Origin of the sequence: Mycolicibacterium wolinskyi (genome assembly GCF_002101965.1) — a bacterium.
Lineage (GTDB): Bacteria > Actinomycetota > Actinomycetes > Mycobacteriales > Mycobacteriaceae > Mycobacterium > Mycobacterium wolinskyi.
Window position 1 is genome coordinate 490,119 of record NZ_LQQA01000030.1, and the last position, 23,584, is coordinate 513,702.

General features: G+C 67.8%; 23 protein-coding genes. 1 reads left to right on the forward strand and 22 read right to left on the reverse strand.

Going from position 1 to position 23,584, the window contains the following annotated elements:
* The 19 genes from AWC31_RS26045 to AWC31_RS26130 all read right to left on the reverse strand — a co-directional run bounded on the left by AWC31_RS26045 (position 1) and on the right by AWC31_RS26130 (position 19,275).
* Positions 1–1,419, reverse strand: a complete 1,419-nt coding sequence (locus tag AWC31_RS26045; protein WP_085146861.1) for an aspartate ammonia-lyase — start codon at positions 1,417–1,419, stop codon at positions 1–3.
* Positions 1,416–2,573: a M20 family metallopeptidase gene (locus AWC31_RS26050; protein ID WP_085146863.1), complete on the reverse strand. Its 1,158-nt coding sequence runs from the start codon at positions 2,571–2,573 to the stop codon at positions 1,416–1,418. Before AWC31_RS26050 ends, AWC31_RS26045 begins: the two co-directional genes overlap by 4 nt.
* Entirely contained in the window at positions 2,563–3,237 is a 675-nt protein-coding gene (locus AWC31_RS26055; RefSeq protein ID WP_085146865.1) for a DUF1028 domain-containing protein, read from the reverse strand. The genes AWC31_RS26050 and AWC31_RS26055 overlap by 11 nt, the downstream gene beginning before the upstream one ends.
* Positions 3,234–3,671 carry a RidA family protein gene (locus AWC31_RS26060; RefSeq protein ID WP_067843067.1) on the reverse strand — a complete coding sequence of 146 codons (438 nt, stop codon included), beginning with the start codon at positions 3,669–3,671 and terminating at the stop codon, positions 3,234–3,236. The genes AWC31_RS26055 and AWC31_RS26060 overlap by 4 nt, the downstream gene beginning before the upstream one ends.
* Positions 3,672–3,682: 11 nt before the next feature.
* Entirely contained in the window at positions 3,683–4,939 is a 1,257-nt protein-coding gene (locus tag AWC31_RS26065; RefSeq protein ID WP_085147331.1) for a flavin-containing monooxygenase, read from the reverse strand.
* A gap of 104 nt (positions 4,940–5,043) precedes the next feature.
* A complete protein-coding gene (locus tag AWC31_RS26070; RefSeq protein WP_234816996.1) occupies positions 5,044–6,561 on the reverse strand; it encodes a purine-cytosine permease family protein in 1,518 nt (505 codons plus the stop codon).
* A 157-nt stretch (positions 6,562–6,718) separates the two neighbouring features.
* Positions 6,719–8,113 (reverse strand): acyl-CoA synthetase, encoded by a 1,395-nt coding sequence (locus AWC31_RS26075; protein WP_085146867.1) that lies wholly within the window; start codon positions 8,111–8,113, stop codon positions 6,719–6,721.
* A gap of 10 nt (positions 8,114–8,123) precedes the next feature.
* The gene (locus tag AWC31_RS26080; RefSeq protein ID WP_207626428.1) at positions 8,124–9,071 is read right to left on the reverse strand and encodes an Lrp/AsnC family transcriptional regulator; all 948 of its coding nucleotides are present in this window, start codon (positions 9,069–9,071) and stop codon (positions 8,124–8,126) included.
* Entirely contained in the window at positions 9,068–10,501 is a 1,434-nt protein-coding gene (locus AWC31_RS26085) for a sodium:solute symporter family protein (RefSeq protein WP_067843081.1), read from the reverse strand. Before AWC31_RS26085 ends, AWC31_RS26080 begins: the two co-directional genes overlap by 4 nt.
* A complete protein-coding gene (locus AWC31_RS26090) occupies positions 10,498–10,749 on the reverse strand; it encodes a hypothetical protein (protein ID WP_085146872.1) in 252 nt (83 codons plus the stop codon). The genes AWC31_RS26085 and AWC31_RS26090 overlap by 4 nt, the downstream gene beginning before the upstream one ends.
* The gene (locus AWC31_RS26095) at positions 10,746–12,176 is read right to left on the reverse strand and encodes an amidase (protein ID WP_085146874.1); all 1,431 of its coding nucleotides are present in this window, start codon (positions 12,174–12,176) and stop codon (positions 10,746–10,748) included. Before AWC31_RS26095 ends, AWC31_RS26090 begins: the two co-directional genes overlap by 4 nt.
* A 404-nt stretch (positions 12,177–12,580) precedes the next feature.
* The gene (gene satS, locus AWC31_RS26100; RefSeq protein ID WP_085146876.1) at positions 12,581–13,858 is read right to left on the reverse strand and encodes a protein export chaperone SatS; all 1,278 of its coding nucleotides are present in this window, start codon (positions 13,856–13,858) and stop codon (positions 12,581–12,583) included.
* Positions 13,859–13,893: 35 nt separating this feature from the next.
* Entirely contained in the window at positions 13,894–14,067 is a 174-nt protein-coding gene (locus AWC31_RS37525) for a hypothetical protein (protein ID WP_165766050.1), read from the reverse strand.
* Positions 14,064–15,146, reverse strand: a complete 1,083-nt coding sequence (locus tag AWC31_RS26105; protein WP_085146878.1) for a C40 family peptidase — start codon at positions 15,144–15,146, stop codon at positions 14,064–14,066. The genes AWC31_RS37525 and AWC31_RS26105 overlap by 4 nt, the downstream gene beginning before the upstream one ends.
* Before the next feature lie 2 nt (positions 15,147–15,148).
* Positions 15,149–15,475, reverse strand: a complete 327-nt coding sequence (locus AWC31_RS26110; protein WP_234816997.1) for a hypothetical protein — start codon at positions 15,473–15,475, stop codon at positions 15,149–15,151.
* Between the two features lie 4 nt (positions 15,476–15,479).
* Positions 15,480–15,896, reverse strand: coding sequence for a cupin domain-containing protein (locus AWC31_RS26115; RefSeq protein ID WP_085146880.1), 417 nt, complete (start codon positions 15,894–15,896; stop codon positions 15,480–15,482).
* A gap of 11 nt (positions 15,897–15,907) precedes the next feature.
* Positions 15,908–16,630, reverse strand: coding sequence for an SDR family NAD(P)-dependent oxidoreductase (locus AWC31_RS26120; RefSeq protein WP_085146882.1), 723 nt, complete (start codon positions 16,628–16,630; stop codon positions 15,908–15,910).
* Between the two features lie 44 nt (positions 16,631–16,674).
* Positions 16,675–17,286 (reverse strand): sigma-70 family RNA polymerase sigma factor, encoded by a 612-nt coding sequence (locus tag AWC31_RS26125; protein ID WP_067843101.1) that lies wholly within the window; start codon positions 17,284–17,286, stop codon positions 16,675–16,677.
* Positions 17,287–17,556: 270 nt separating this feature from the next.
* Positions 17,557–19,275, reverse strand: a complete 1,719-nt coding sequence (locus tag AWC31_RS26130; protein ID WP_234816998.1) for an L-aspartate oxidase — start codon at positions 19,273–19,275, stop codon at positions 17,557–17,559.
* A gap of 93 nt (positions 19,276–19,368) precedes the next feature.
* On the opposite strand from AWC31_RS26130, the gene upp reads away from it, so the two are divergent.
* Positions 19,369–19,992, forward strand: coding sequence for a uracil phosphoribosyltransferase (gene upp, locus AWC31_RS26135; RefSeq protein ID WP_067843104.1), 624 nt, complete (start codon positions 19,369–19,371; stop codon positions 19,990–19,992).
* On the opposite strand, the gene AWC31_RS26140 is transcribed toward upp, so the two are convergent.
* The 3 genes from AWC31_RS26140 to AWC31_RS26150 are packed head-to-tail and all read right to left on the reverse strand — an operon-like array spanning position 19,938 to position 23,560.
* Positions 19,938–21,476, reverse strand: coding sequence for a hypothetical protein (locus tag AWC31_RS26140; protein ID WP_085146887.1), 1,539 nt, complete (start codon positions 21,474–21,476; stop codon positions 19,938–19,940). The genes upp and AWC31_RS26140 overlap by 55 nt on opposite strands.
* 12 nt (positions 21,477–21,488) lie before the next feature.
* Positions 21,489–23,117 (reverse strand): phospho-sugar mutase, encoded by a 1,629-nt coding sequence (locus AWC31_RS26145; RefSeq protein ID WP_085146889.1) that lies wholly within the window; start codon positions 23,115–23,117, stop codon positions 21,489–21,491.
* Positions 23,114–23,560 carry a MarR family winged helix-turn-helix transcriptional regulator gene (locus AWC31_RS26150; RefSeq protein WP_085146891.1) on the reverse strand — a complete coding sequence of 149 codons (447 nt, stop codon included), beginning with the start codon at positions 23,558–23,560 and terminating at the stop codon, positions 23,114–23,116. The genes AWC31_RS26145 and AWC31_RS26150 overlap by 4 nt, the downstream gene beginning before the upstream one ends.
* Positions 23,561–23,584 lie beyond the last annotated feature (24 nt).

Genomic DNA, 23,584 nt, shown 5'->3' on the forward strand with positions numbered 1-23,584 from the left:
TCACCGCCGCAGGGGATCGTTGGGTCGGCACAGGTTCTCGGGGCTGAATACCCGGTCGAGCACCGCATCGTCGACGAGGGCCGAACGTCGTACGAGCTCCGGAATCGACGCACCGGTCGCGATGGCTTCGGCGACCAAGGCGGTCGCGGCCTCGTAGCCGAGCACCGGGTTCAGCGCGGTGGCGATACTTGCCGACTGCAGCACGGCTTGCCGCATGCGGTCGGCGTTCGCCGTGATGCCCGCGATGCAGCGGTCGCCGAGGACGGTCACGGCCGCCGTCTGGTGGGTGAGCGACGACAGGAGCGCGCGGGCGATGATCGGTTCGAATGCGTTGAGCTGCAATTGCCCCGACTCGGCGGCCATGGTGACGGTGAGGTCGTTGCCGATCACCTCGAACGCGACCTGATTGACGACCTCGGGAATCACGGGGTTCACCTTCCCGGGCATGATGCTCGAGCCGGCCTGCACGGGCGGCAGATTGATCTCACCGAAGCCGGCGCGTGGTCCCGAGGACAGCAGTCGGAGGTCGTTGCAGATCTTCGACAGCTTCACCGCGCTGCGTTTGGCCACGCCGGACAACTGCACGAACGCACCCACATCGGACGTGGCCTCGACGAGGTTGCCCGCGGTGGTGAGCGGCAGGCCCGTGAGGGCACGCAGCCGTTCGCACACCAGTGCCGCGTAGCGCGGATGTGTGTTGAGCCCCGTGCCGATTGCCGTGCCGCCGAGGTTTATCTCGGCGATGAGGGCTGACGCCTCGCGGAGCCGATCGGCATCTTCGATGATGGTCACCGCGAACGCACCGAACTCCTGGCCGAGGGTCATCGGCACCGCATCCTGCAGCTGAGTGCGGCCGAGCTTGAGCATGTCGGCGAACTCGAGAGATTTGGTGCTGCAGTGATCGGCGAGGCCTCGCAACGCCTGCTCGAGCGTGCGGGTCGCGGTTCCCAGCGCAATCTTCACGGCGGTCGGGTAGACGTCGTTGGTGCTCTGCCCGAGGTTGACGTGTTCGAGGGGATGCACGATGCGGTAGGCGCCGCGGTCGTGGCCCAGGAGCTCACACGCCCGGTTGGCGATCACCTCGTTGGCGTTCATGTTGGTCGACGTGCCTGCCCCGCCCTGGATCTGGTCGACCACGAACTGGTCGTGCAGCGCACCGCCGCGGATCTCGACGCAGGCCCGAATGATCGCGTCGGCGGTTGTGTCGTCGAGCTGGCCGAGTTGCCGATTAGCCTCGGCGGCAGCCTGTTTCACCGCGGCCAGCGCGATCACCAGGTCGGGGTGCCGGGATATGGGCACGCCGCTGATGGGAAAGTTCTCCAGCGCCCGCGCCGTGTGGACGCCGTAGTAGGCGTCGGCGGGAACCTCAAGGTCACCGAGTAGATCGTGCTCGGTGCGCGTCGGGCGTACGGACGTCATTGTCTGCTCAGCAGTCGCTGCCGGATGTGGATAAGGGATGCGCCGTCAGCCACTGTGCCCGCCAGCGCGAGCGCGCCATGGGCGATGGCGGTCTCGGCCGCAGGAGTGACAGTGGCAGCGGCGAATTCGGGTTGGTGGTTGACCGCGGGCAGCGAGTCGATACCGATGTAGGGATGGATCGCGGGCAGCGTCTGGGAGACGTTGCCCATGTCGGTGGAGGCCCGCGCCATCATGGTGTCGGGTCCGGTCGCGAAGTGCCGGCCCACGGCCGTGGCACGCCGCTCATAGCACGCGAGAAGCTCGTCATCGGTGCGGAATTCCGCGTATGGCTTGGACTCCGGTGTCACGGTGAGCTGCGCCCCGGAAGCCAGCGCGCCCGCTTCGAAGCAGCGCATCACTCTCGGTTCGATCTCGGCCAGTTGGGCCAGCGTCTCGGCGCGCACATACCAGCGGCCCTCGGTGCGTTCGGCGATCGCATTCGGAGCCTCACCACCGCGCGTGACCATCCCGTGAACCCGCACCGACGACGGGAGTTGCTGGCGCAGCAGCCCGATCGCCACCTGGGCGATGGTGAACGCGTCGGCCGCGTTGACGCCGCGTTCGGGGTAGGCGGCGGCATGGGCCGACTTGCCGTGATACTCGATGTGGCTGTGCGACACGGCAAACGGCCGGGCCCGCGCGACGTCGACGGGTCCAGGATGCACCATTGCTGCCGCGTGCTGCCCGCTGAACCCGTCGCGTTCGAGCAGTTCGATCTTGCCTCCGCCGCCCTCTTCGGCAGGCGTCCCGATCACGCTCAGCGTCAGGCCCAGATCGTCGACGACGGGTGCCAGGGCAAGCGCGGCGCCGACCGTGATGGCAGAGATCAGGTTGTGGCCGCAGGCATGACCGAGGCCGGGCAGCGCATCGTACTCGGCGCACAGCGCGACGTGCAGGTCACCGCTGCCGATGCGCGCGGCGAACGCGGTTTCGAGGTCACAATAACGTTCGGTGACGTCGAATCCGCCGTCCGACAGCGCCCCGGCCACCCGTCGCGCGGAACGCACCTCTTCCCAGGCGATCTCGGGGTGGTCGTAGAGGTCACGGGACAGCCCGATGAGCCCCGGATGGGCCCTCGCGACCCCCGCTGCGATGGCGGCATCGCTACTGGTCACCTGGAACTCCGTATGACGGGGCCTGCGTCGGATCGATGCCACGGACGCGGTAGTCGTTCTTCTGCGGCTGCCATAGCCGCCACAGTGCGGCCAGATCGCCGATCGGGTCGTCGGAGTAGTCGACCCGCAGATCCGTCACGGGCCACGGAACATCCTCCACCACAAGCATTCCCGCCGAGTGCACGGGACCTGCTTCACCGCCCGCGGCCAGCGCGGCCAGCAGGCCGTCGAGCAACCGCTCCTCGAATACCGCGGCAGCGCTCTTCGCGTAGCCGCCAAGGAGTTCGGCGATCACGTTCTCGTCGGCCAGGAGATTGCCGGCGCCAACGGCTTGGTCGCCCTCGATGTGGGTGTGGATGCCTAGGCTGTTCGAGCCCGAGTGCACGGCGGTGTTGCCGTTGGCGTCGACGACGGTCAGCTGCCGGTAGTCGGGGTATCGTTCTTGGGCCAGTGCGGCTTTGAGCGCGGCCTCGGCATCGGACCCGGCGGCCAGCGAGTCCAGCACGAGCGGGCCGAGGGCGGGGTTGGTGACGTTCTGCGATGCGACCACCCCGATGCCCGCCCGGCAGTGGGCACAGCGCGATGCGACCGCGGGGCTCGATGAGCAGATCACGATGCCGAAGGCGCCGGTGGCAGGGTCCCGGGCGACAAGGGAGAACGTCATTTGGCTGCCTCGCTGATGACTGCGGTCGCGTCGATTTCCACGAGCCATTCCGGGCGGGCGAGCGCCTCCACGACCAGGCCGGTGGACACCGGATAGACGCCCTTGAGCCAGCGGCCCATGATCCGGTACACGGTTTCGCGGTAGCGGATGTCGGTGAGATACACGGTGACCTTGACGATGTCGCGCAGCGAGCTGCCGGCCTCGTCGAGCAGCATGGCGATGTTGCTCATGGCTTTCTCGGTCTGTGCGGCGACGTCGCCGATGCCCACCGACTCGCGGGTTTCGAGATCCTGCCCGATCTGGCCGCGCAGATAGACGACACCGCCCGCGACGACGGCCTGGCACAGGTCGTTGTCGAGGTTCTGCTCGGGGTAGGTGTCCTTGGTGTTGAAGGGTCGGATACGCGTGTGGGTGGGTGCTGCGATATCGGGCATTGCCTGCGCTCCTACTTCTGGTCGGTGGCTTTGTAGGCGAGATAGCTTCGCTGGATCGCGATCTGGTCGGCGAGGTACTTGGCGTCGTGCCACACGCCCCAGATGAAGCTCGAACCGCGTCGCGACTGCCAGGGCAGGCCGAGGAAATACACGCCCGGTTCCGAGGAGACCCCGCGTTGGTGTTTGGGTCTGCCGCACTCGTCGAACGCGTCGACCTGCAGCCAGCCGTAGTCGAATGCGAAGCCGACAGCCCAGATGATCGATGTGATACCCGCCGCGGCGACGTCGAGTTCGAGGATCGGGTGGGTCACGCAGTCCGGGTCCGGGCCCAGTATGCGGGCCTGTGGCTCCTCGGGCAGGTCGAGGCCGTTGCGGGCGACGTAGGCATCGGCCTCGTCGAGCATGGAAAGGTAGTTCGCGTCGCCGCTTTCGATGTTCTTACGTAGGTCGGGCGCAATACGCATGACGCCGTCGGCGAACGGACCTGCCATGCCGAGCAACGTGATGCCGCTGGCGGCCAGGGAGCGGAAGTCGACCGTGTGCCCGCCATGCGCGCCGCTCACGGCGATGGTGACGTGCTCGGCGCCGCGCGGTGGAGTCGCCATGTCCCACTTGCCCAGAACACCGAGCCACCAGCAGAAGTCGCGCCCGCGGTAGCTGCGGGGCGGGCGGTCGTGCGGTCCGACCGCGAGGTAGACCTGGCGGCCCGCCTGCTGCAATTCGTCGGCGATCTGCACGCCCGACGACCCGGCCCCGACCACCAGGACGGAGCCGTCCGGCAGCTGCTGCGGGTTGTGGTAAGCACTCGAGTGGATCTGGTGGATGCCCGCGCTGTCGGGGACGACCGGCGGGATGACCGGCTTCTGGAACGCGCCGGTCGCGGCCACGACGTAGCGTGCCTCGATGGGACCGTCGGACGTTTCTACGTGGAATCCCGCGCGGCCGTTGTTCTTCCGTACCGATCTCACCTCGACGCCGGTGCGGATCGGCGCGTCGATCTTCTCGGCGTACGAGACGAGGTAGTCGGCGACCTGCTCCTTGCCGGCGAAGGCGTCGGGATCGATGTTGAACTCCTGGCCCGGGAACCGGTCATGCCATGCGGGCCCGTTGGCCACCAAGGAATCCCACCGCCAGGAGCGCCAGCGCTCGGCGATCCGATCCCGCTCGACGACGAGGTGGGGCACACCGTGCAGCCCGAGATGCTCGCTCATCGCGATACCGGCCTGTCCCGCGCCAACCACGAGCACTTCGGTCTCTTGGCTCGACATCTCATCCTCCACTGTCAGCAAGTGTCGTTCGTCATTCCATGATTCAATTTGCCGCTGCATCTGTACAGCTCATATATCCGATGTAGTTCATCGCCAAAATCGATCTATGGCGACATGAACGAGCCGAGCGGCGGCTTCACCTTCGAGTGCGAGGTCAAGTGGGGTCGACGCCCGTCATTCCTCGGGTTGTGCGGTGAGACAACCGGTTTTGCCCGCGCTGTGGACGTCGGGTCCACGCCGGCCACGGTGGGATCGGTGCCGCGGCGCACCAGCAGCAGATAGATCGGGCCGGTGACGATCAGACCGGCCAGCCAGGACAGATCGGCTCCGCCCAGGTGGTCGGCCACGGGCCCGGTGTACAAAGACGTTGCCATGAACGGTATCTGAACCGCGATGCCGACCACGTAGGCGATGATCGCGGCCTTGTTGTACCGGCCGTAGATGCCGCCGTCGAACCGGAATATCGACTCGAGGTCGTAGACGCCTTTGTGCACGATGTAGAAGTCGATGAGGTTGATGGCGGTCCACGGCACAAGTACCACGAGCAATGCCACAACCAGATTGACGAAGTGCGAGACGAAGTCGGCGGACAGCGCGATGGCGACGATCGACGCGCCGACCAGGATCACCACGGACAGGATCACCCTGGCTCGTGCCGTGGGAATCCAACGCGCCCGGAAGGTTTGCACACTGGTGATGATGGACAGCACTGCGCCATAGAGATTCAGCGCGTTGTGGCTGATCACACTGAGCACGAAGAGTACGAGCATCGTGGTGCCGAGGGCGCCGGTGGTTGCCTTGACGCCGTCCATGGTGTCCATGCCGACCGGGGCGGCCAACGCGACGACGGCGCCGAAGGCGAAGGCCAGGAACGATCCGAGCACGCAGCCGAGATAGGTGGTCCAGAACGTCGATGCGACACCGACATCCTTCGGCAGGTAGCGCGAGTAGTCCGACACGTACGGCGCGAAGGCGATCTGCCAGAGTGCGCCCAGGGACACGGTGGCCAGCCAGCCCGCGAAGTTGAACCCGCCACGGCTCAGGAAGTCGGCTGGCAGGTCGGAGGTCAGGATCGCGAAAAACCCTGCCGCGATGGCCAATCCGAGAACCCAGGTTCCGATTCGGTTCAGGAAGTGGATCAACCGGTAGCCGATTATGCAGATCACCGCCGAGCCGACCGCCCCGAGGATGATGCCGACGTTCACCGGTACGGCTCCGGTGATGCCGTGGATGGACTGGCCGGCCAGGACGATGTTCGAGGCGAAAAAGCCGAGGTACATGACCGCGGCGATCACGACGATGATCAGGGCGCCCAGCGTCCCGAACTGGCCGCGGCTCTGAATCATCTGGGGTATGCCCATCTGCGGGCCCTGTGCCGAATGCAACGCCATGAGCGCACCGCCGATGACATGGCCGACGGCGAACGCGATCAGGCTCCACCACAAATCGAGGCCGAACAGGCTCGGGCCGAGCGCGCCGGTGACGATGGGCAGAGGTGCGATGTTGGTGCCGAACCAGAGTGTGAACAGGTCGCGTACTTTGCCGTGCCGGTCGGACGCCGGGACGAAGCCGATCGTGTGCTGCTCCAGCATCGGGGCAGTCTGGCCAGGAATGTCCGCCATGTGTTCCTCCGTGATGTGGGCCGGGTGAATCCGTCAGCCCGCGGTGGTGATGAGGACCACAATGAACCAGGGGCCATCGATCTGTAAAACACAAGTAATCGATGTAGTTTTTCTGAAATTCAGATGCTGGCGCGCCTCGATAGGCGGTGTCGCGGGCTCAGCTGCTCAGCAGCTTCTTCTGTACCTTGCCCATCGCGTTGCGCGGCAGCTCATCGAGAAAGATGATCTCGCGGGGCCGTTTGTGGTTCGACAGGCTGCCGGCAACGAATTCGATCAGCCGGTCGGCAAGCGCGGTCCGGTGCGCCGAGTCGGTGACCACATAGGCCACCACACGCTGGCCGAGATCGACATCGGGTTGCCCGACGACAGCCACCTCGCGCACTGCCGGATGGGTCAGCAGCGCGGTCTCCACCTCGCCGGCACCGATGCGGTACCCGCCCGACTTGATCAGGTCGACCGATTCGCGGCCGACGATCCGATGGAATCCGTTCACGTCGCGGGTCGCGACGTCACCGGTGACGAACCAACCGTCGGGCGTCCATGCGGCGGCGGTCGCCTCCGGCCGGTTTAGATAGTCGGTGAACAGCATCGGGCCGCGCACCTGCAACCGTCCGATGCTCTCGCCGTCGTGGGGTACGGCCTGCCCGTCCTCGGTGCACAGCCGGGCTTCGACGCCGGCCACCGGTTGGCCGACCGAGCCGGGCCGTCGTTCGCCGTCCGAGCGGGTGGACAGCGTGATCATGGTTTCGCTCATGCCGTAGCGCTCGATGGGTGAGCTGCCAGTGAGTTCGGTGATGCGCTCAAAGACGGGTGTCGGCAACGGCGCACTACCCGACACCAGCAGGCGCGCCCGGTGCAGCGCCCGCGCCGAATCCGCGTCGGATGCGATACGTGACCACACCGTGGGCACGCCGAAGTACATGGTGCCCGCCGCGGCGGCGTAGCGCTCCGGGCGCGGTTTGACGGTGTGCACGACGCGCGAGCCGACCCGCAGGGAGCCGATGATGCCGAGCACCAGCCCGTGCAGGTGAAACAGGGGGAGGCCGTGCACGACGGTGTCGTCGACGGTCCACTGCCACGCCTCGGCGACAGCGTCGATACCTGCCGCAAGGGCACGGTGGCTGAGGTTGACTCCCTTTGGCGCGCCAGTGGTTCCGGACGTGTAGAGGATCATCGCGATGGCGTCGTCGGCCGGCGGACGAATCGCCCCGCCTGCGGGGTGCCCACGCGTCGGCACGACCGGCAGGCCGGAGCCGGGATGTGCCGGCCCGGCCCAGCACGCGACATCGGCATCGGTGAGGACATGGCGCAGCTCGGCGCTGCCGGAGTCGGGCGGGACGGGCACCACCGGGACTCCGGCCAGAAGGCATGCGGTGACGGCGATGACGGTGTCTCGCGTGGGCTGCGCGTGTACGGCCACCGGGCGCTCACTCGGCAGCGCGGCGGCGAGTGCAGCTGCCGCCGACACCAGTTCGTCCCGCGACATGCTCTGCTCACCGATGGTGATCGCCGCGGCGGTGTCCGCGGCGGACTCAAGTGACGTCAGAAGCATGGAAGGCCTTTCATCCGGTTACTACTCCGCCGCGCTTGAAGGTCTGCAGCAGCAGGGTCGAATGCACCGATTCGACGCGACCTTCCCACGGGCCGGTGGTCAGGAAACCGCGCAGCTCGGCGGTGTCGTGAGCCGTCACGTCGACGACGACGGGGTATTCGCCCATCACCATGGCGGCGTACCGCACGAGAGGTGAACGGGCGAGCGTGGTTCCGATGTGTTCCGCGTGCTGGGGGGCGCACCGGATCCACAGCAGGGCCTCGACGGGCAGGCCGAGAAGTGCCGGGCCGACGACGGCGCGAATGCGAACGAAGCCGCGCTGAATCAGTTGGTCGATGCGCCGGCGGGCGGTCGCTTGCGAGAAGCCGGCGAGGGATGCGATCGTCTCGAACGGCGTGCGCCCGTCGGCGACCAGGGCATCGATGATGGCCCGGTCCACGTCGTCGACCTGCAGCCCGGTGCGGGTCTGTTCGGGTGGCACGTCGGGCAATTCGAGCGCGGCCACTTCGTCTGGTGTCAGCACACCGGCGCGCCACTCCGCGACCGTCCGGAAGTACTGGAGCACCGGGGTCAGCCGATGGGTGATGACGCCGTCAAGTTCCATGACGAGAAGGCTTGGAAGGGCATCGAACTCGGATGTCACCTCGGCGATGACCTCCGCGGATTCGGCCAGCGCGTACACGAACACGGTGTCCGGTCGGGCCGCCAGGGCGCGGGCCACCGACTGCACGGCGTCAGGTCGGCACTGCACCCGCAGCAGATGAGTCGGGGCCAGCGCGGTGAGCCCGACCACTTGTACCGTGCGGTCCTCGAGCAGCGCGGCCCCCCGCCGGGCGACGGTGCGGACGGGCTCGTCGAGCACCTCCGCGATCCGCCGCCACGACGCCCTGCCGTTGACTTGCAGAGCTTCGGTAATCCGAAGGGCGAGGGGGTCGAGCATTTCCAACGGTCGGGTCACCCCACCACAGGTACTTCAGATTTGACCGTGGTGCCAGCCGGTTTGGGGAGTCGGCGGCGGATCGCCTCGGCGACGATCAGGACGACGAGGTTGGGTCCCAGTGCGATGAACCCGGAATCCCAGCTGCCGATCGGGATTTCGAAGAACGTGATCCAGCTGACCACCAGAACACCGACGACGATGCCGGCCAGCACAGGAACGGCACCCACGGTGACGCGTCCGCGCAACGCGACCAGGATCGCCGGGGCGAGCTGGGTCAGGCCGCCGTAGGTGAGCAGCAGCAGACTGGCGATGCTTGCCCCGCCGAGCCCGAACACGAGCGCAAGCGTGATGGCAGCCGCGACGACGACGGTGTTCATGCGCATCCGGGTCTTCTCGTTTCCGACCTTGATGAGGTTGCGCGACACCAAGGTTGAGATTCCCATCGCGATCGCGGCCGCAGGCACCATGGCGGCCGAGGCGCCGCTGATCGCGACGACGGCGACCAGCCAGTCCGGCAGCGTGTGTGTCGCGGTATCCAACAGCACGTGATTGCCCGTGGTATCGGCAGGCAGGATCAGGATGGCGCCGAGGCCGACGATGATCGGAGCGAACAACAGCAGCTGATACAGCGCCAGCCACGTGTAGTTGCTGCGCAGGATCTCGCCGCTGCGGGCGGCGAACACCGGGGGCCACAGATGCGGAAAAACGTTGAGCCCGGCCCCGATCGAGGTGACGACGACCGCCGTGAGGAAGAACGTCGTGTCGTATCCGGGTGCCGACAGTGTCAGCAGCACAGGCTGGTCGCGGTGCACCTGGGCGAAGACGTCGGGTATGCCGGTGATCCCGAACGCAACGCCGCCGACCACGATGAGCAGCGCGACGACCATCAACGCGTCCTTGAGCACCGCGACCCGCGACACCCCGCGGATGCCGGCCCACACCACGAACACGATTACCAGCGCGCTGGCGATGACCATGGACAGTCCGCGGCTCGACTCGCTGCCCGTCGCCAGTTCGACGATGAGGCCCAGGCCGGTGATCTGCAGTTCGAGATAGGGCAGCAGGAATATCGCACCGACCACCGCGACCACCTTGCCCAGCACGGGACTGTTGAAGCGGTCGATGAAGAAGTCGGCCATCGTGAGGTAGCCGCGGCCTTTGCCGAGCTGCCACAGTCGCGGTGCGACGAAGTAGAGGCCGATCGCCGAAATGGACAGGTAGGCAAGGGCAAACGTGGCGCTGACACCACCACCGAACGCGATACCGGACAGGCCGAGGAAGCTGAACGTGGTGAGCGACTCGCCGGCCTGCAGGAACCATGACCGCCACCGGCGGAAGCTGCGGCCGCTGACGGTCCATTCGTCGAGTTTCGTGGCGCGCCGGCCTGCGACCCCCAGCACGCCGATGGCCACCAGGCCGATGACGATGAAGACGGTGAGCGCGTTCACCGTTCGTCTCCGCCCGCGGCTTCGGCGTCGAGTGCGGCGCCGCCGTCACGCCGATAGGTGGCCTCGACGATGCGCAGGGCGACCACCGTGCCGACCACACAGATCGCGGTCCAGACGAGCACCGACGGGACGCCGAACCAGAGGTGCGGTCCGTTGACGAACGGCAGGAACGGCGTGATCAGAAATCCGAGGATCGGCACCGCGGCGATGGCGAGTCGTCGCGGGCTTGTCAGAACGGGGTGGGTCATGAGCGACACTCCAGGGTGGGTACGGGTCGCCGCCGGCCATGGCCGGTGGCTTCTTCAAAGGCCGCGGCCACCGCGAGCAGCATCTGCTCGGTGCGAGCGCGGGTGACGATCTGCAGCCCGACCGGCAAGCCGTCGGAGGTGAACCCCGCGGGCACCGAAATCGCCGGGACGCCAAGGGTGGTGATCAGATAGCAGGACGCCATCCAGTCGAGGTACGTGTGCTGGGGCACCCCGGCGACCTCGGTCGGCCACAACTGGTCGGCGTCGAACGGCGCGACCTGGCTGACCGGTGCCAGCAACACGTCGTAGGTGTCGAAGAACGCGCTGGCCGCGCGTTGCAGCCGGGTCAGCTCGGCGAGCGCCCGGCCGATGTCGCGGGCGGTCCTGGCCCTGCCTTCGCGGATGTTCCATGCCAGATCGGCCTTGAATGCTTCTGGGGTGGCGTCGAGTTGGTCGCCCCACATCGCGTCGAACTCGACCGCGCGCAGTGTGCGGAAGCTGGCGTCGGCGCCGTCGAGGTCGGGACATGCCGGCTCGACGTGCGCACCGAGGTCCGCGAACACCGCGGCCGCGGATTCCAAGGGCGCCAGCACTTCTGCGTCGACCGGGATGCGGTCACCCAGGGTGGGTGCCCACGCGACCCGAAGTCCTTTCAACTCGGCCGGGTTCAGCGTGGCGAACGTGGCCGGGTCGTCGCTCAACGATGTCGGGTCATCCCGGTGAGGCCCGGCGATCACGGACAACAGCAGCGCGACATCGGCGACCGTGCGAGCCATCGGGCCTGCCGTCGCGAGGTTGGGGTATGCCCATGCCGCGCCCGGGTCGGGCACGCGGCCCGGTGTGGGGCGCAGGCCCACCACGTTGCAGAACGATGCGGGATTGCGCAACGAACCACCCATGTCGCTGCCGTCGGCGATCGGCTGCATCCCGCTGGCCAAGGCCGCGGCGGCGCCCCCGCTGCTGCCGCCGGCCGACCGGTCTATGGCGTACGGGTTTCGGGTGGTCCCGAAAATCGGGTTGAACGAATGCGATCCGGCCGCGAACTCCGGAACGTTGGTCTTACCCAACCGAACTGCCCCGGCATCCTGGATGCGTCGGACGATCTCGTCGTCGGTTTGCGGAATCCAGTTGCTGTGCAACGGAGAACCGAAGGTCGTGCGCATGCCCGCCGTCGCGTGGGTGTCTTTGAACGCGATCGGCAATCCGTGTAACCGGCCCAACGGCTCGCCCGCCGCGCATCGGCGATCGGCTTCGGCGGCTGCGCGTTCGGCGCCGTCGACGTCAAGGCTCACCACCGCGTTCACCGCGGCGTTGCGCCGGTCGATCTGTCCGAGGTGAGCCGCGAGTACTTCACGTGCCGACACATCGCGGCGCCGCAGCGCCGCGGCCAGGTCGGTTGCGGTGCCAAAAGTCAATGAGTCGTCCACGGGTATCCGGTTTCTCTCCGCACCCCGCGCGGCGGGCGTCGGTCGATGACCGCGCAGGGCATCACACACGGGGCGCTCGGCGAGAGATCCCCGTCACACTGTCGATATGAGCCACAAAGTTAGCAAGAGAGATTGATTTGGACAATAGGAGAATGAAAATGATCTTTTGGGCCATATCGGGCTGCGATATGGAACTTCTGCGGCATGGCGGGCCGACCGGGGGATGTGCGCACGGAAAGCGCCGCCGATGGGCGGCTCGCGCTCATCGGCAAAGGCGATCAAACGGCGTGACGGGACCCCGGGAGTGGTTCACCATGGGACCGCACGCAGGCGTCAGTGAAACCCCTTGCGGGGTAGATGAATTCGTACGGCCGCCGGAACCGACACCGGCGGCGTGTGCGGGGCTACTCCGCCCGCAGACGCGACTCCACGAAGCGCTCCAGGGACTCCCACTGCTCGACCGCATCGGCGTAGGGACCGGCCGGTTTGTCGGCCTTGTCCGGGTCGAGCACGTAGGCCACGAACGCACCGAGCGGTTCGTCAGTGCTCAGCGTCTCGTCGACGGTCTTGTCCTCGGAGTAGTCGCTGACATCGCGCAGCAGTTCGACGGCCAGCTCCAGCTGATCGCGATCGATCGCGTCGGGACCGTCGGCGATGTCGTCGGCGAGACCGCTCAGCACATAGACGTTCTCGTCCGAGACGTCGACGCGCAGTGACCCGTCGGTCGCCGCGGTACGGATGTCGTCGTAGGTGGCGAGATCCGACAGGTCGTGGTCGTGCTCGTCGGCCAGATAGCGGGCGAGCGCACGCTCCGAGCTGAACACGCTGATGCGGCCGTTGCGCCCGAGGAACACCGGTTCGTCATCGAGATAGCAGCGCAGCGTGTACACCGTGCCCGAACCGGTCATGATCCGCACCGGGTCGATGCCGACCTTGAGCCAGAAATCCTCGTCGCCACCGAGCACGGCCCGGTCGTCGGCGCTGCGTTCGGGCTCCTCGGCCTCGTCCGTGTCGTCGGCCTCGCTGTCGTCGGCTACCGCCTCGACGCTGATGTCGTCCTCGTCTTCGTCTTCCTCGGGAGCAGGCTCCTCGAGCTCGGCTTCGGCCTTCTTGACCGCGTCGGCGTCGATGCCCTCGGGCACGGTGACGATCTCGTCGATGGCGTCGAGAACGCCGTCCCAGCCGCGGCCGATCACTGCTTCGATCTCGGCCCAGCGCTTACGCCCGCTGCGGCCGGTGAACGATTCGATCCCGCCGCCCAGCGTGCCGAGCACCGGGTTGCCGTTGAAGAACTTGCTGATGGCCGCCAGCTCACACACCGAGCCGATCGACGACACGATCGCCAGGGTCTGGTGCAGGGCTTCCACCGATTCCTCGGTGGGCTTGTCGGCGACGACCTCGGGAACGCCGACGAGATCGTGTATGCGGTCCTCGGACGGGTCGAACTTATGTGCCGACGCCGTGGTCAATTTCTCCCACGCCGGGTGGTCCGTCAGGTCGTTGTCGCTGTTGGTGCGGACGAACGCGGCGAGGTCAGCGACCGATTCGAAGGCGTAGAGGTCGTCGTCCTTGCCGAGGAAGGCCTCCCACTCGTCGCCGGCATCGCGCCAGCGCGGAGCCCACAGTGTGTAAAGGTCGCCCTTGGTCAGCCCGAGCCGGACCGGCACGATGTCAGCAGCCATGCGGCACAGCCTAACGGCGTGCCCCCGGGGTGCATTCAGGTTGCCTCCCGTTCGTGGCCGAGGTCGGCGACGAGACCACCCAGGAGCTGCCGCCGACGCGTTGCTGCGTCGTCCGCGTCGCGTAGACCGGCCAGGCCGTCGGCCGCACGTTCGAGTGCCATCAGTCGGCCACGCGCCCGCGCCATCGCCTCTTCGAACAGGCCGCTCATGCGGTCGGCCGCCAGAAACCCTGGAACCCCTGACCCGCGTTCGTGGTCCGGATCGGGGAGAGCTGAACCGGATCGCCTGCCTCGATCATCGTGTTGGCGCTCACGACCATGGCGACGTGTCCGTCCCACACCGCCAGGTCACCGGGCCGCAGCGCATCCGCCGACACGGCCGCGCCGATGTCTTGTTCCTGGGCGAGCCGCGGGATGTTCAGACCTGCTTCGCGATATGCCCATTGGGTCAGCCCGCTGCAGTCCAGCCCGACGCCCGGGGTGGTGCCGCCCCAGTGGTACGGCACGCCCAGCTGCGTGAGGGCGTGCCGGACGGCGGACGCGGCCACCGAATTCGGGGCCAGCGCGCTGCTGCCGTCGGGTAGCCGGACGGCGACGCCGTCGCCGAACAAACCTGGGTCGCGTAACGCGCTGGCGACCTCGCCCGGCGCAGGCAGGGACGAGGCGGGACTTCCGGCGCTGCCACCGGACCAGCCGCTCGACAACATGCCCGGTGACATGCCCGGCGACGTACCGAGCGAGGTGCCCGGTGCGCCTCCGGAGAACCCGGCGGGGACCGTCGGAGCCGGAGCGCCGGCCGGCATGACGGCGACGGCCTGCCGGTCCAGCTCGGCCCGGAGTTCGTCGATGACGGCGATGGCCTCCCGTAGTGAGCGCTGGGCCTCGGCCAGCAGTTCCTCGGCGACGCCGGGTTCCTCGAGGTGCGGTTCCAACTCCGCGGCGCGGTCCTCGAAGCGGTCGACGATGGTCTGCAGCCGGGCACCGGCGGACGACACGGCCCCGCCGGCCTGCTGCGCGCCCGCACTGAGCGCTTCGGCCCGCTCGGCCAAGGCCGCGATCGTCTCGGTTGTCGTGGTGGCGATGTCGGCGGCCGCGTCGGCCGCCGCGCCCGACCAGCCGGTCCCGGCTTGGGCCCAGGACCGGCCGGCGGCGGCACCGATGTCGGCCAGTGTGGTGCGTGCGGCATCGAGGGTCGTCACCGGTGTGGCGCCGGCCGGCCACCCGGGGCCGACGAGGGCGCGAACCTCGTGCAGTGGTGCGGCGAGTGCGCTGACCAGTGCGCTAGGCACGGTCAGACCTGCGGCAGCAGCCCGGCGGCCCGGTCGCCCGCCGCATCGAAGGATGCCGCGTTGTGTGCGGCCGTGCGGCTCGCGGCCTGGGTACGTTCACCCAGTGCCGCAACGGCATTGGACTGGTCCGACAGCGCGGCGGTGAACGCCGTCAGGAATCGGTCGCCGACCGGGCCGAGCGCGTCCGGCGGCGACGGTATCGCCCGCAGGGCCGCGGCGACAGCTGCGAGGTCGGCCGCGTGGGTGACGTATGCGCGGCCAAGGGTGCGGATGGTGGCGGTGTCGGCGAGCATGACGTTATGACGCTCGCCGGCACCGTTCGGTTCCATCGCGTCAGGCGGCTACCCGCAGGTGCTTGCGTTGCTCCAGTTCGTCGTCGTCGACGAAGACGAGCATCGGCTTGCCGGGCGCGCACAGCATCGTGACGGTGAAGCGGACCGGGATGTCATCGCGGTTGTTGCCGTCCTGATAGTGGATGGCGTCGCCGCCGGGTTCCCAGAACGCTTCGCCGGCCTTCACTACGCGCGGCGGTTGGCCTTCGAGCTCGAAGAGCATCTCGCCCTCCAGCACGTACCCGAACGCCGGCCCCGAATGACGGTGGGGTGGGGTGCCGGGATCTCCCGGCGGGAACTCGACGACGATCGTCATCGCGTGCGCGCCCTCCGGGACTTGTGGCGGCTGGGCTTCCTGCACGACGGTGAGGGCCGATTGCCAGGCGTCGCTCCACCAGTACTTCTTGGTGTCTGACATGGTGTTACCTTTCAGATTGCCGCCCCGCCGCCGTCGGCGTGCAGGGTCGAGCCGGTGATGAAGCTGGAGCGTGGCGAGCAGAAGAACAACACTGCGTGCGCGATCTCCTCGGGCCGGGCGGTGCGGCCGAGCGGCAGCGCGCGTCCGAGTTCCTCGTTCGTATCGCCCCACTCCGCCTCGACGCCTTCGGTTTTGGTGGGCCCGGGCGCGACGCTGTTGACCCGCACGCCCTGCGAGCCGAACTCGGCCGCCCAGGTGCGGGTGAGGGATTCGACCGCGGCCTTGGAAGCGCTGTAGGTCGACGCGCCGGGAACGCCTTTCGACGCGACCATCGACGTGACGTTGACGATGCTGCCGTTCCCGCGCTTGAGCATGGCCGGCACGAGTGCGGCGACCAGGAAGTAGGTGCCGCGCACGTTCGTGTCGAACGTCCGCTCGAACGACTCGACGTCCTGATCGACCGTGAGCGCGCCGGGGAAGCTGGCGGCGTTGTTGACCACGATGTCGACGCCATCGCATTCTCGGGCAAGCGCTTTCACCGACTCGATGTCGGACAGGTCCGCCTGCACGAAGTTGACGTTGTCGCCGAGTTTGGCGGCGGCCGATTCGCCTCGCTGCGCGTCTCGTCCGGTGATGGTCACCGTCGCGCCCTCGCTCGCCAGCAATTCAGCACAGGCCAGGCCGATGCCTGCGGTACCTCCGGTGACCAGGGCGCGATATCCGCTGAGTTCCATTGATTCCTCTCATTTTCCTCTTGTGATCCCACGAAAGAGCTCGATCAGGCAGCGCATGCGGCCACGGCCGGCTGTGCCAGCTCGTGGTCGGACAGTGCCGCGCGCAGCCGTTCGCGTCCGCGCGAAATCCGGGACATCACGGTGCCCAGCGGGATTCCCATGAGCACGGCCGTCTCGGCGTACGTGTAACCCTCGATGTCGGCGTAGTACAGCACCCGCTGGAAACCTTCGGGCAGTGCCTGCAGCGCCACTCGGATCTGGTGATCACCCAGTACGTCCAGCGCTTCGTCCTCAGCTGAGCGACCGCCGGTGTCGGAGTGGATCGCGCTGCTGGCGATGTCGCTGTCGGTGATCTCGTCGACGCAGAAGGTGTCCGGGCGGCGCTGCTTCATCCGGTAGGTACTGATCCACCGGTTGTGCAGAATCCGGAACAGCCACGCCCGCAGGTTGGTGCCCTGCCGGAATTTCCGGAAGCCCACATAGGCGTTCATGAGCGCGTCCTGCACGAGGTCCTCCGCGTCGACGTCGCTGTGGGTCAGTCGCCGCGCCGTACGCAGCAAGACCGGCCGAAACGGCATGGCTTCGCGTTCGAAGCGCGCCGCGAGTTCTGCGTCGGACTCGACGTCCACCGCCGAGACGATTTGTACCGATGTCATCGAAATCCCCGCTCTTGTCGTGGTGTGGCCATTTCAGATTCGTCCCAGTGGCCCCGTAGCGGACCCTTGAAAGTCCGTGGTCTCCGTGGTCGGGGGGTGACCACGGGTGGGCAGCCAAGGGCACGGCCGACGCCTCATGTGTCACTCCCGCCTCGCGGGCAGCCACGTGCGGACCGCCGGTGAGGCGCGGCGCCATGGCGTGGCCGGCCGGTTGTGGGCGAACACGACGATGCAGTGGGGCGCCGCGAACGGGCGGACCGAGGGGGTGCGCTACTCGACCAGCTTCCCGTGTGACGACACCTCGCGCATGAGTGCCGAAATACCTTGTGGGATATCGGGTATCGGTTCGTGGGCGAGCTTACCCGGGCCCGACCAGACCAGGTTGACCTGTAGGGATTCGTCGATGTCCGGGTAATCCGAGCGGTTGTGGCAGCCCCGGGTCTCGCGGCGTTCCAGCGCCGCCTCGAGCGTCGCACGCGCGGCGAGAATTCCGGATCTCAGATCGAATGCATGTGCCAGATCGTGGAACCCGGCGATGTCGGGATGGACGGCCAAGTCGGTCAACTGGCTCTCGACGTCGTCGAGTTTGCGCAGGCCCGCCCGCAAGCCGGCGTCGTCGCGGACCACACCGGCGTGCTCGGTCATGATGTTGCGCACGGAGCGCTGGAGATAGCGCACGGTCTGCGACCCGCGGCCGGACAAGGCGGCGTCGATCTCGTCGCGAGCCCTGGATACGGCTGCGGGACTACGCTGTTGCGCCGCAAGCCGCGTCGAGTACGCGGCTGCTGCCCGGCCGACGATCCGGCCGTAGACGAGAAGTTCGATGAGCGAGTTGCCACCGAGCCGGTTGGCGCCGTGCAGACCGCTCGCCGCTTCACCGATCGCGTACAGCCCCTCCACGTCGGTGCTGTGGTCCTCGGCGCGAACCCACACTCCGCCCATCGAGTAGTGGGCGGTCGGCGCGATCTCCATCGGCGTGGTGGTGATGTCGAGCAACTGCAGTTCCATGAGCGTCTGGTAGACGCGGGGCAGGCGATGCATGATCTGCGTCCGCGGCAGATGGGAGACATCGAGCCAGACGCCGCCGCGTGGGGTGCCGCGGCCCTCGCGGATCTCGGTGTAGGCAGCCAGAGCAACCCGGTCGCGGGTCGACAGTTCCATGCGTTCGGGGTCGTAGCGCTCCATGAATCGTTCGCCGAGGTTGTTGCGCAGGATGCCGCCCTCGCCGCGGGCGGCTTCCGAAACCAGCGTTCCGGCAGCGTCTTCGGGCTCCAGCAGGCCCGACGGGTGGAACTGGACGAGTTCGGGGTCGCGGATGCGTCCGCCTGCCTGCACCGCCAAGCGGAAGGAATCGCCGGTGTTCTCGTCACGTCGCGACGACGTGTGGCGCCAGATGCGAGTGTGGCCGCCTGCGGCGAGTATCACGGCGTCGGCATGGATGGTGTACCGCGTGCCGTCGCGCAAGTCGAAGCCGTACGCGCCGAAGACAACGTTGTCGCGGACGAGGAGTCGCGTGATGTAGACCGAGTCGAGGATCGGCACGGCGAGCTGTTGGGCCCGGTCCACGAGGGTGCGCTGCAGTTCGAGACCCGTGTAGTCACCGGCGAATGCGGTGCGGCGGAACGTGTGCGCGCCGAAGAAGCGCTGCGAGATCCGGCCGTCCTGTTCGCGCGCGAAAGCCATGCCCCAGCGCTCGAGATCCGCGATCGACTCCGCGGCATATTCGGTCACGGTCTGCACCGTCACGGGGTCGGCGAGCAGATAGCTCTCGGTGATGGTGTCCGCGGCGTGCTGCTGCCAGCTGTCCTCGGGGTCGACCGTGGCCAGCGCCGCGTTGATGCCGCCTGCCGCCAGTGTGGTGTGCGCATCGGCCTTGGGCCGCTTGCCGACGGCCAGCACATCGATTCCTCGCTCGGCCAGTTCGATCGACGCTCGCAGCCCGGACCCGCCGGTACCGATGACGAGCACGGAGGTGGCTATCTGCTGCACGGAATCGTTCACAGTCGGTCAAACGCCGCGCCGCCCGCCTTCACATCCGGATGAACCCGCGACCGCTGCCGGGCGACCGATTAAGGTCGGCGCATGGATGTACGCGTCGTCGATCACCCCTTGGCCGCCGCGCGGTTGACCACCCTGCGGGACGAACGCACCGACAACGCGGCGTTCCGGGCGGCGCTGCGGGATCTGACTCTCATGCTGGTGTACGAGGCCACTCGCGACGCCGCGTGCGAGCAGATCCCGGTGCGTACCCCGCTCGTGGAGACCACCGGTTCCCGGCTGGCCAATCCACCGCTGCTGGTGCCGGTGCTGCGGGCCGGCCTGGGGATGGTCGATCAGGCGCACGCGCTCATACCCGAGGCGCAGGTCGGTTTCGTCGGCGTCGCCCGGAACGAGGAAACTCACCAGCCCACACCGTATTTGGCCTCGCTGCCCGACGATCTGAGCAGCCGGTCGGTGTTCGTGCTCGACCCGATGCTGGCCACCGGCGGGTCGATGGCGCACACCATCGGCCTGCTGCGGGAGCGCAATGCCGTCGACATCACCGCGGTGTGCGTGGTGTGCGCGCCCGAAGGCATTGCCGCGCTTGAGGCCGTCGCGCCCGACATGCGTCTGATCACCGCGACCGTCGACGAGGGGCTCAACGAGATCGCCTACATCGTTCCCGGTCTCGGTGACGCGGGGGATCGCCAGTTCGGGCCGCGCTGACGCGCGGTCAGATACGGCCACGACAGGACGAGCGCGACGGCTGTCGAGACCACCAGCACGTAGACCGGCAGCAGGTGGATGAAGTTCGTGTAGCCGATCGCGTAGTGCACGGCGAGCGCCGGCGCGGTGCCTGCGACGAACCCGGCCAGCAAGGTCCACCACACCCAGCGCTCACCGCGGCGAAACCCCCACATCGCGATCAGGGTCACGGCCAGGCCGGAACCGATCAGTGCGCCACCGAAACCGGCACGGTCATGGGCGATGAACGGCACGAGCTGGGGATCGGCGCTGCGCAACGCGTCCCCATGGGTGTGCATGTACTGCAGATCGGTCGGCACGAACACGTCGCTGAGCCCCACCAGTGAGATGACCAGCCCGGCGACGGCCAGCCCGCCGCCAACCCCGATGATGATCAGTTGTGCCCACAGGGCGCGGCGGCGCTCCGATTCGGGTCCGTCCGGCAGGGCCCGCCACCGCGGCGGGTACGGCTTGTTCCACACCGCGGCCAACAGCATGGGGAACAGCACGACCACCACCATGGTGTGCAGGGGATCGACGAAACCGGTTCCGACGAAATAGAACAGCGTGAGAAAGGCGACCAGGCCGGAGATCAGCATGACGTTGCGGGCCCACACCCGGCCGCGTCGCAGGCCGCCCCAGGACAACCCGACATACAGTGCGCCGAGACCGATCATGTTGCCCGCCATGCTGATCCGGTCATGGCGGATGAAATGGACGAGGTTGGCGTTGATACGGCGCAGATCGTCGACACCGAGACCGAGGTAGTCGCGATCGTAGCCGAGCAGCACCGGACCGGCCGCGATGGCTCCCGCGCCGACGCCTGCGACGATCAAACCGATCCCGGCGAGCATGCCCCACACCCAGGACGGCCAGCGCACCGGATTGGGCCCGATGCTGCGCAAACCAGGTGGCTCTCCGGTCGGTGTCGACGCTTCGATGACACGGTTGAACCAGCCCGGCCCGCTGTCGAGCAATACCGACGGTCGCGCCAGCACGACGGCGTCCGGATCGGCCAGGGCGGCCGCGGCGGTGTCGATGTCAGGGTCGGTCAGATAACGGCGGTGCGGTGGCGTACCGACGATGACCTCGTCGACGTGCGGTGCGACGAGGTCGGCGACGCCGGAGGATTCCGCGTGGGCGACGACGTGACAGCGGCGCCCGGCCGCGGCGTCGCGCACGGTCCGGACATCGGCGGCCGTCACGGGCGAGATCTCGACGATGCTCGCGCCCTGTACCGGCAGCACGCGGATCGCGTCGCGCGCGACCGATGGCGGGACGACCGCGCCGAACCGGCCCGTCCACTCCTCGGGTACCGCTGGATGATCGAACACCCGCGGGATCCAGCGATGCCCGCCTGCGGCGACCAGCGTGGCCAGAAAACGCAACGCCCACCGCCGGGTGCGTTGTTCGCCGAGCACCGCAGCCGCGACCGGGCGCAACGGCTGGTATGTCCAGTCGGGCATCGACGGTCTCGGCTACCAGCGGTTGGCGGCGTCGGCGAGTTCGGCGCTCAGCTTGTTCGCCCGTTCCCGGGCGGCGGCCAGATCCTCGGTGGGTGCGCACCGAACTTCGGTGTAGGACTTGAGTTTCGGTTCGGTGCCCGACGGGCGGACCACCACACGGATGCTGGTTCCGGAGTCCTCCCCAGTGAAGATCAGTGCGTCGGTGCGCTGTTGGCCGCGCCGGTCGAGGAGGTCTTCGGCGGTGACGGCGAATCCGGCGAGTTCGGTCGGCAGATCGGATCGCAATCGCATCATCGCCGCTTCGGCATCGTCGTCGGGATCGTCCAGGTGACGCGACACGGCGCGCGTGACGTGCACGCCGTGGACCCGGGCCAGGTCGTCGAGCGCGTCGAGCACGGTGCGGCCCTGATCGCGCAGCGCGGCGACCAGATCGCACGCCAGGATCGCTGCGGTGATGCCGTCCTTGTCGCGGACAGCGGCCGGATCGACGCAGTGCCCGATGGCTTCCTCGTAGGCATAGACCAGGGTGCTTCCGGGTGCGCCCGCGCGCGCCAACCATTTGAAGCCCGTGAGGGTTTCGGTGTGGTGGGCGCCGTGTGCGGCGGCGATGGCGGCGAGCATGCGCGACGATACGACGGTGCTGGCCACCACGGTGGCCTCGCTGACCGGCCCGGGCTCCACCTGCGACAGGATGTAATCGCCCAGCAGCCAACCCGTTTCGTCGCCGGACAGCATGCGCCAGCCGTCGGGTGTCGGTACTCCGACCGCGCACCGGTCGGCGTCGGGATCCAGCGCGATCGCGATGTCGGCCGAAACATCGGCTGCCAGGCTCAGGAGTTCGTCGACGGCGCCCGGCTCCTCCGGATTCGGGAAGGTCACGGTCGGGAAGTCCGGATCGGGATTGAACTGTGACTCGACCATGTAGACGTCGTCGAGGCCCGCCAACGCCATTGCGTCCAAGATGAACTCGCCACCGACACCGTGCAGCGGTGTGACGGCCACCCGCACCGATCCGGGGGCGCGGCGCACCCGCGCAGCCCGCTCGAGATAGGACTTGATCTGGGCCAGGCCACCCGTTCGGACCGGGACCCGGCGGATCTCGTCGGCATGCGGAGCGCGGCTTACGGCGTCTTCGATCTCCCGGTCGGTGGGGGAGATGATCTGCATGCCGCCGTCGAAGAACACCTTGTACCCGTTGTCGGACGGGGGGTTGTGCGACGCGGTGATCTGGATGCCTGCCGCGGCGGGCATGTGTCGCACCGCGAACGCGACGACCGGCGTCGGGACGGCCGCCAGCATCAGCAGCACCTCGAACCCTTCGGCGGCAAGGACTTCCGCGGCGGCCAGCGCGAATTCGTCCGACTGGTGGCGTGCGTCGCGGCCCACCACCACCTGCGAGCCGCCCAAACCCCGGTCTTTGAGTACGTGTGCGACGGCCCACGTGGTGCGCAGCACGACGGCAAGGTTCATCCCGTCGGGCCCACCGCGCATCGGCCCGCGTAGGCCCGCGGTGCCGAATGTCAGGGGGTGGCTGAACCTTCGGTCGAGTTCATCGGGACTGCAGGCCCGCAATTCGGCGGCGGTCTGCGGGTCGGGGTCGTGGGCGATCCAGTCGTGGGCTGCTGTCGCAATCGACGTCATGAGGCAAGTGTGCCCCCACCAGCCTCCGAGTAAGCAAGCTTGCGCAGCACCGGCGCGACGAGCATCAGCAGATCGAACTCCAGATCGGTGAGGTTGTCGCGCATCGTCGCGTGCAGCCAGGCGTCGCGTTCGGCACGATCCGCCTGTAACAGCGCGGTGCCCGCGGCGGTGATGTCGATGAGTTGACGGCGGCGGTCGTTGTCATCGGGACGCCGGGCGATCAAACCCCGGCCGAGTAGTTCGTTGATGCTGTCGGTCAGCGATTGCACCCGCACGTGCAGGCGCGCGGCGAGTTCGGCCGGGGTGGTGGTGCCGGTCCGGCTGACCTCGCCCAGAAGTTCCATCTGGCTCAGCGTCAGGCCGTGGTCGGGCCGGTGCCGCCGCATCTGACGGGTCACCGCCATCATCGACTCCCGCAGCTCAGTGGCTGACGTCGCGATCATTACCAAGTTATACCTTGGTAACTG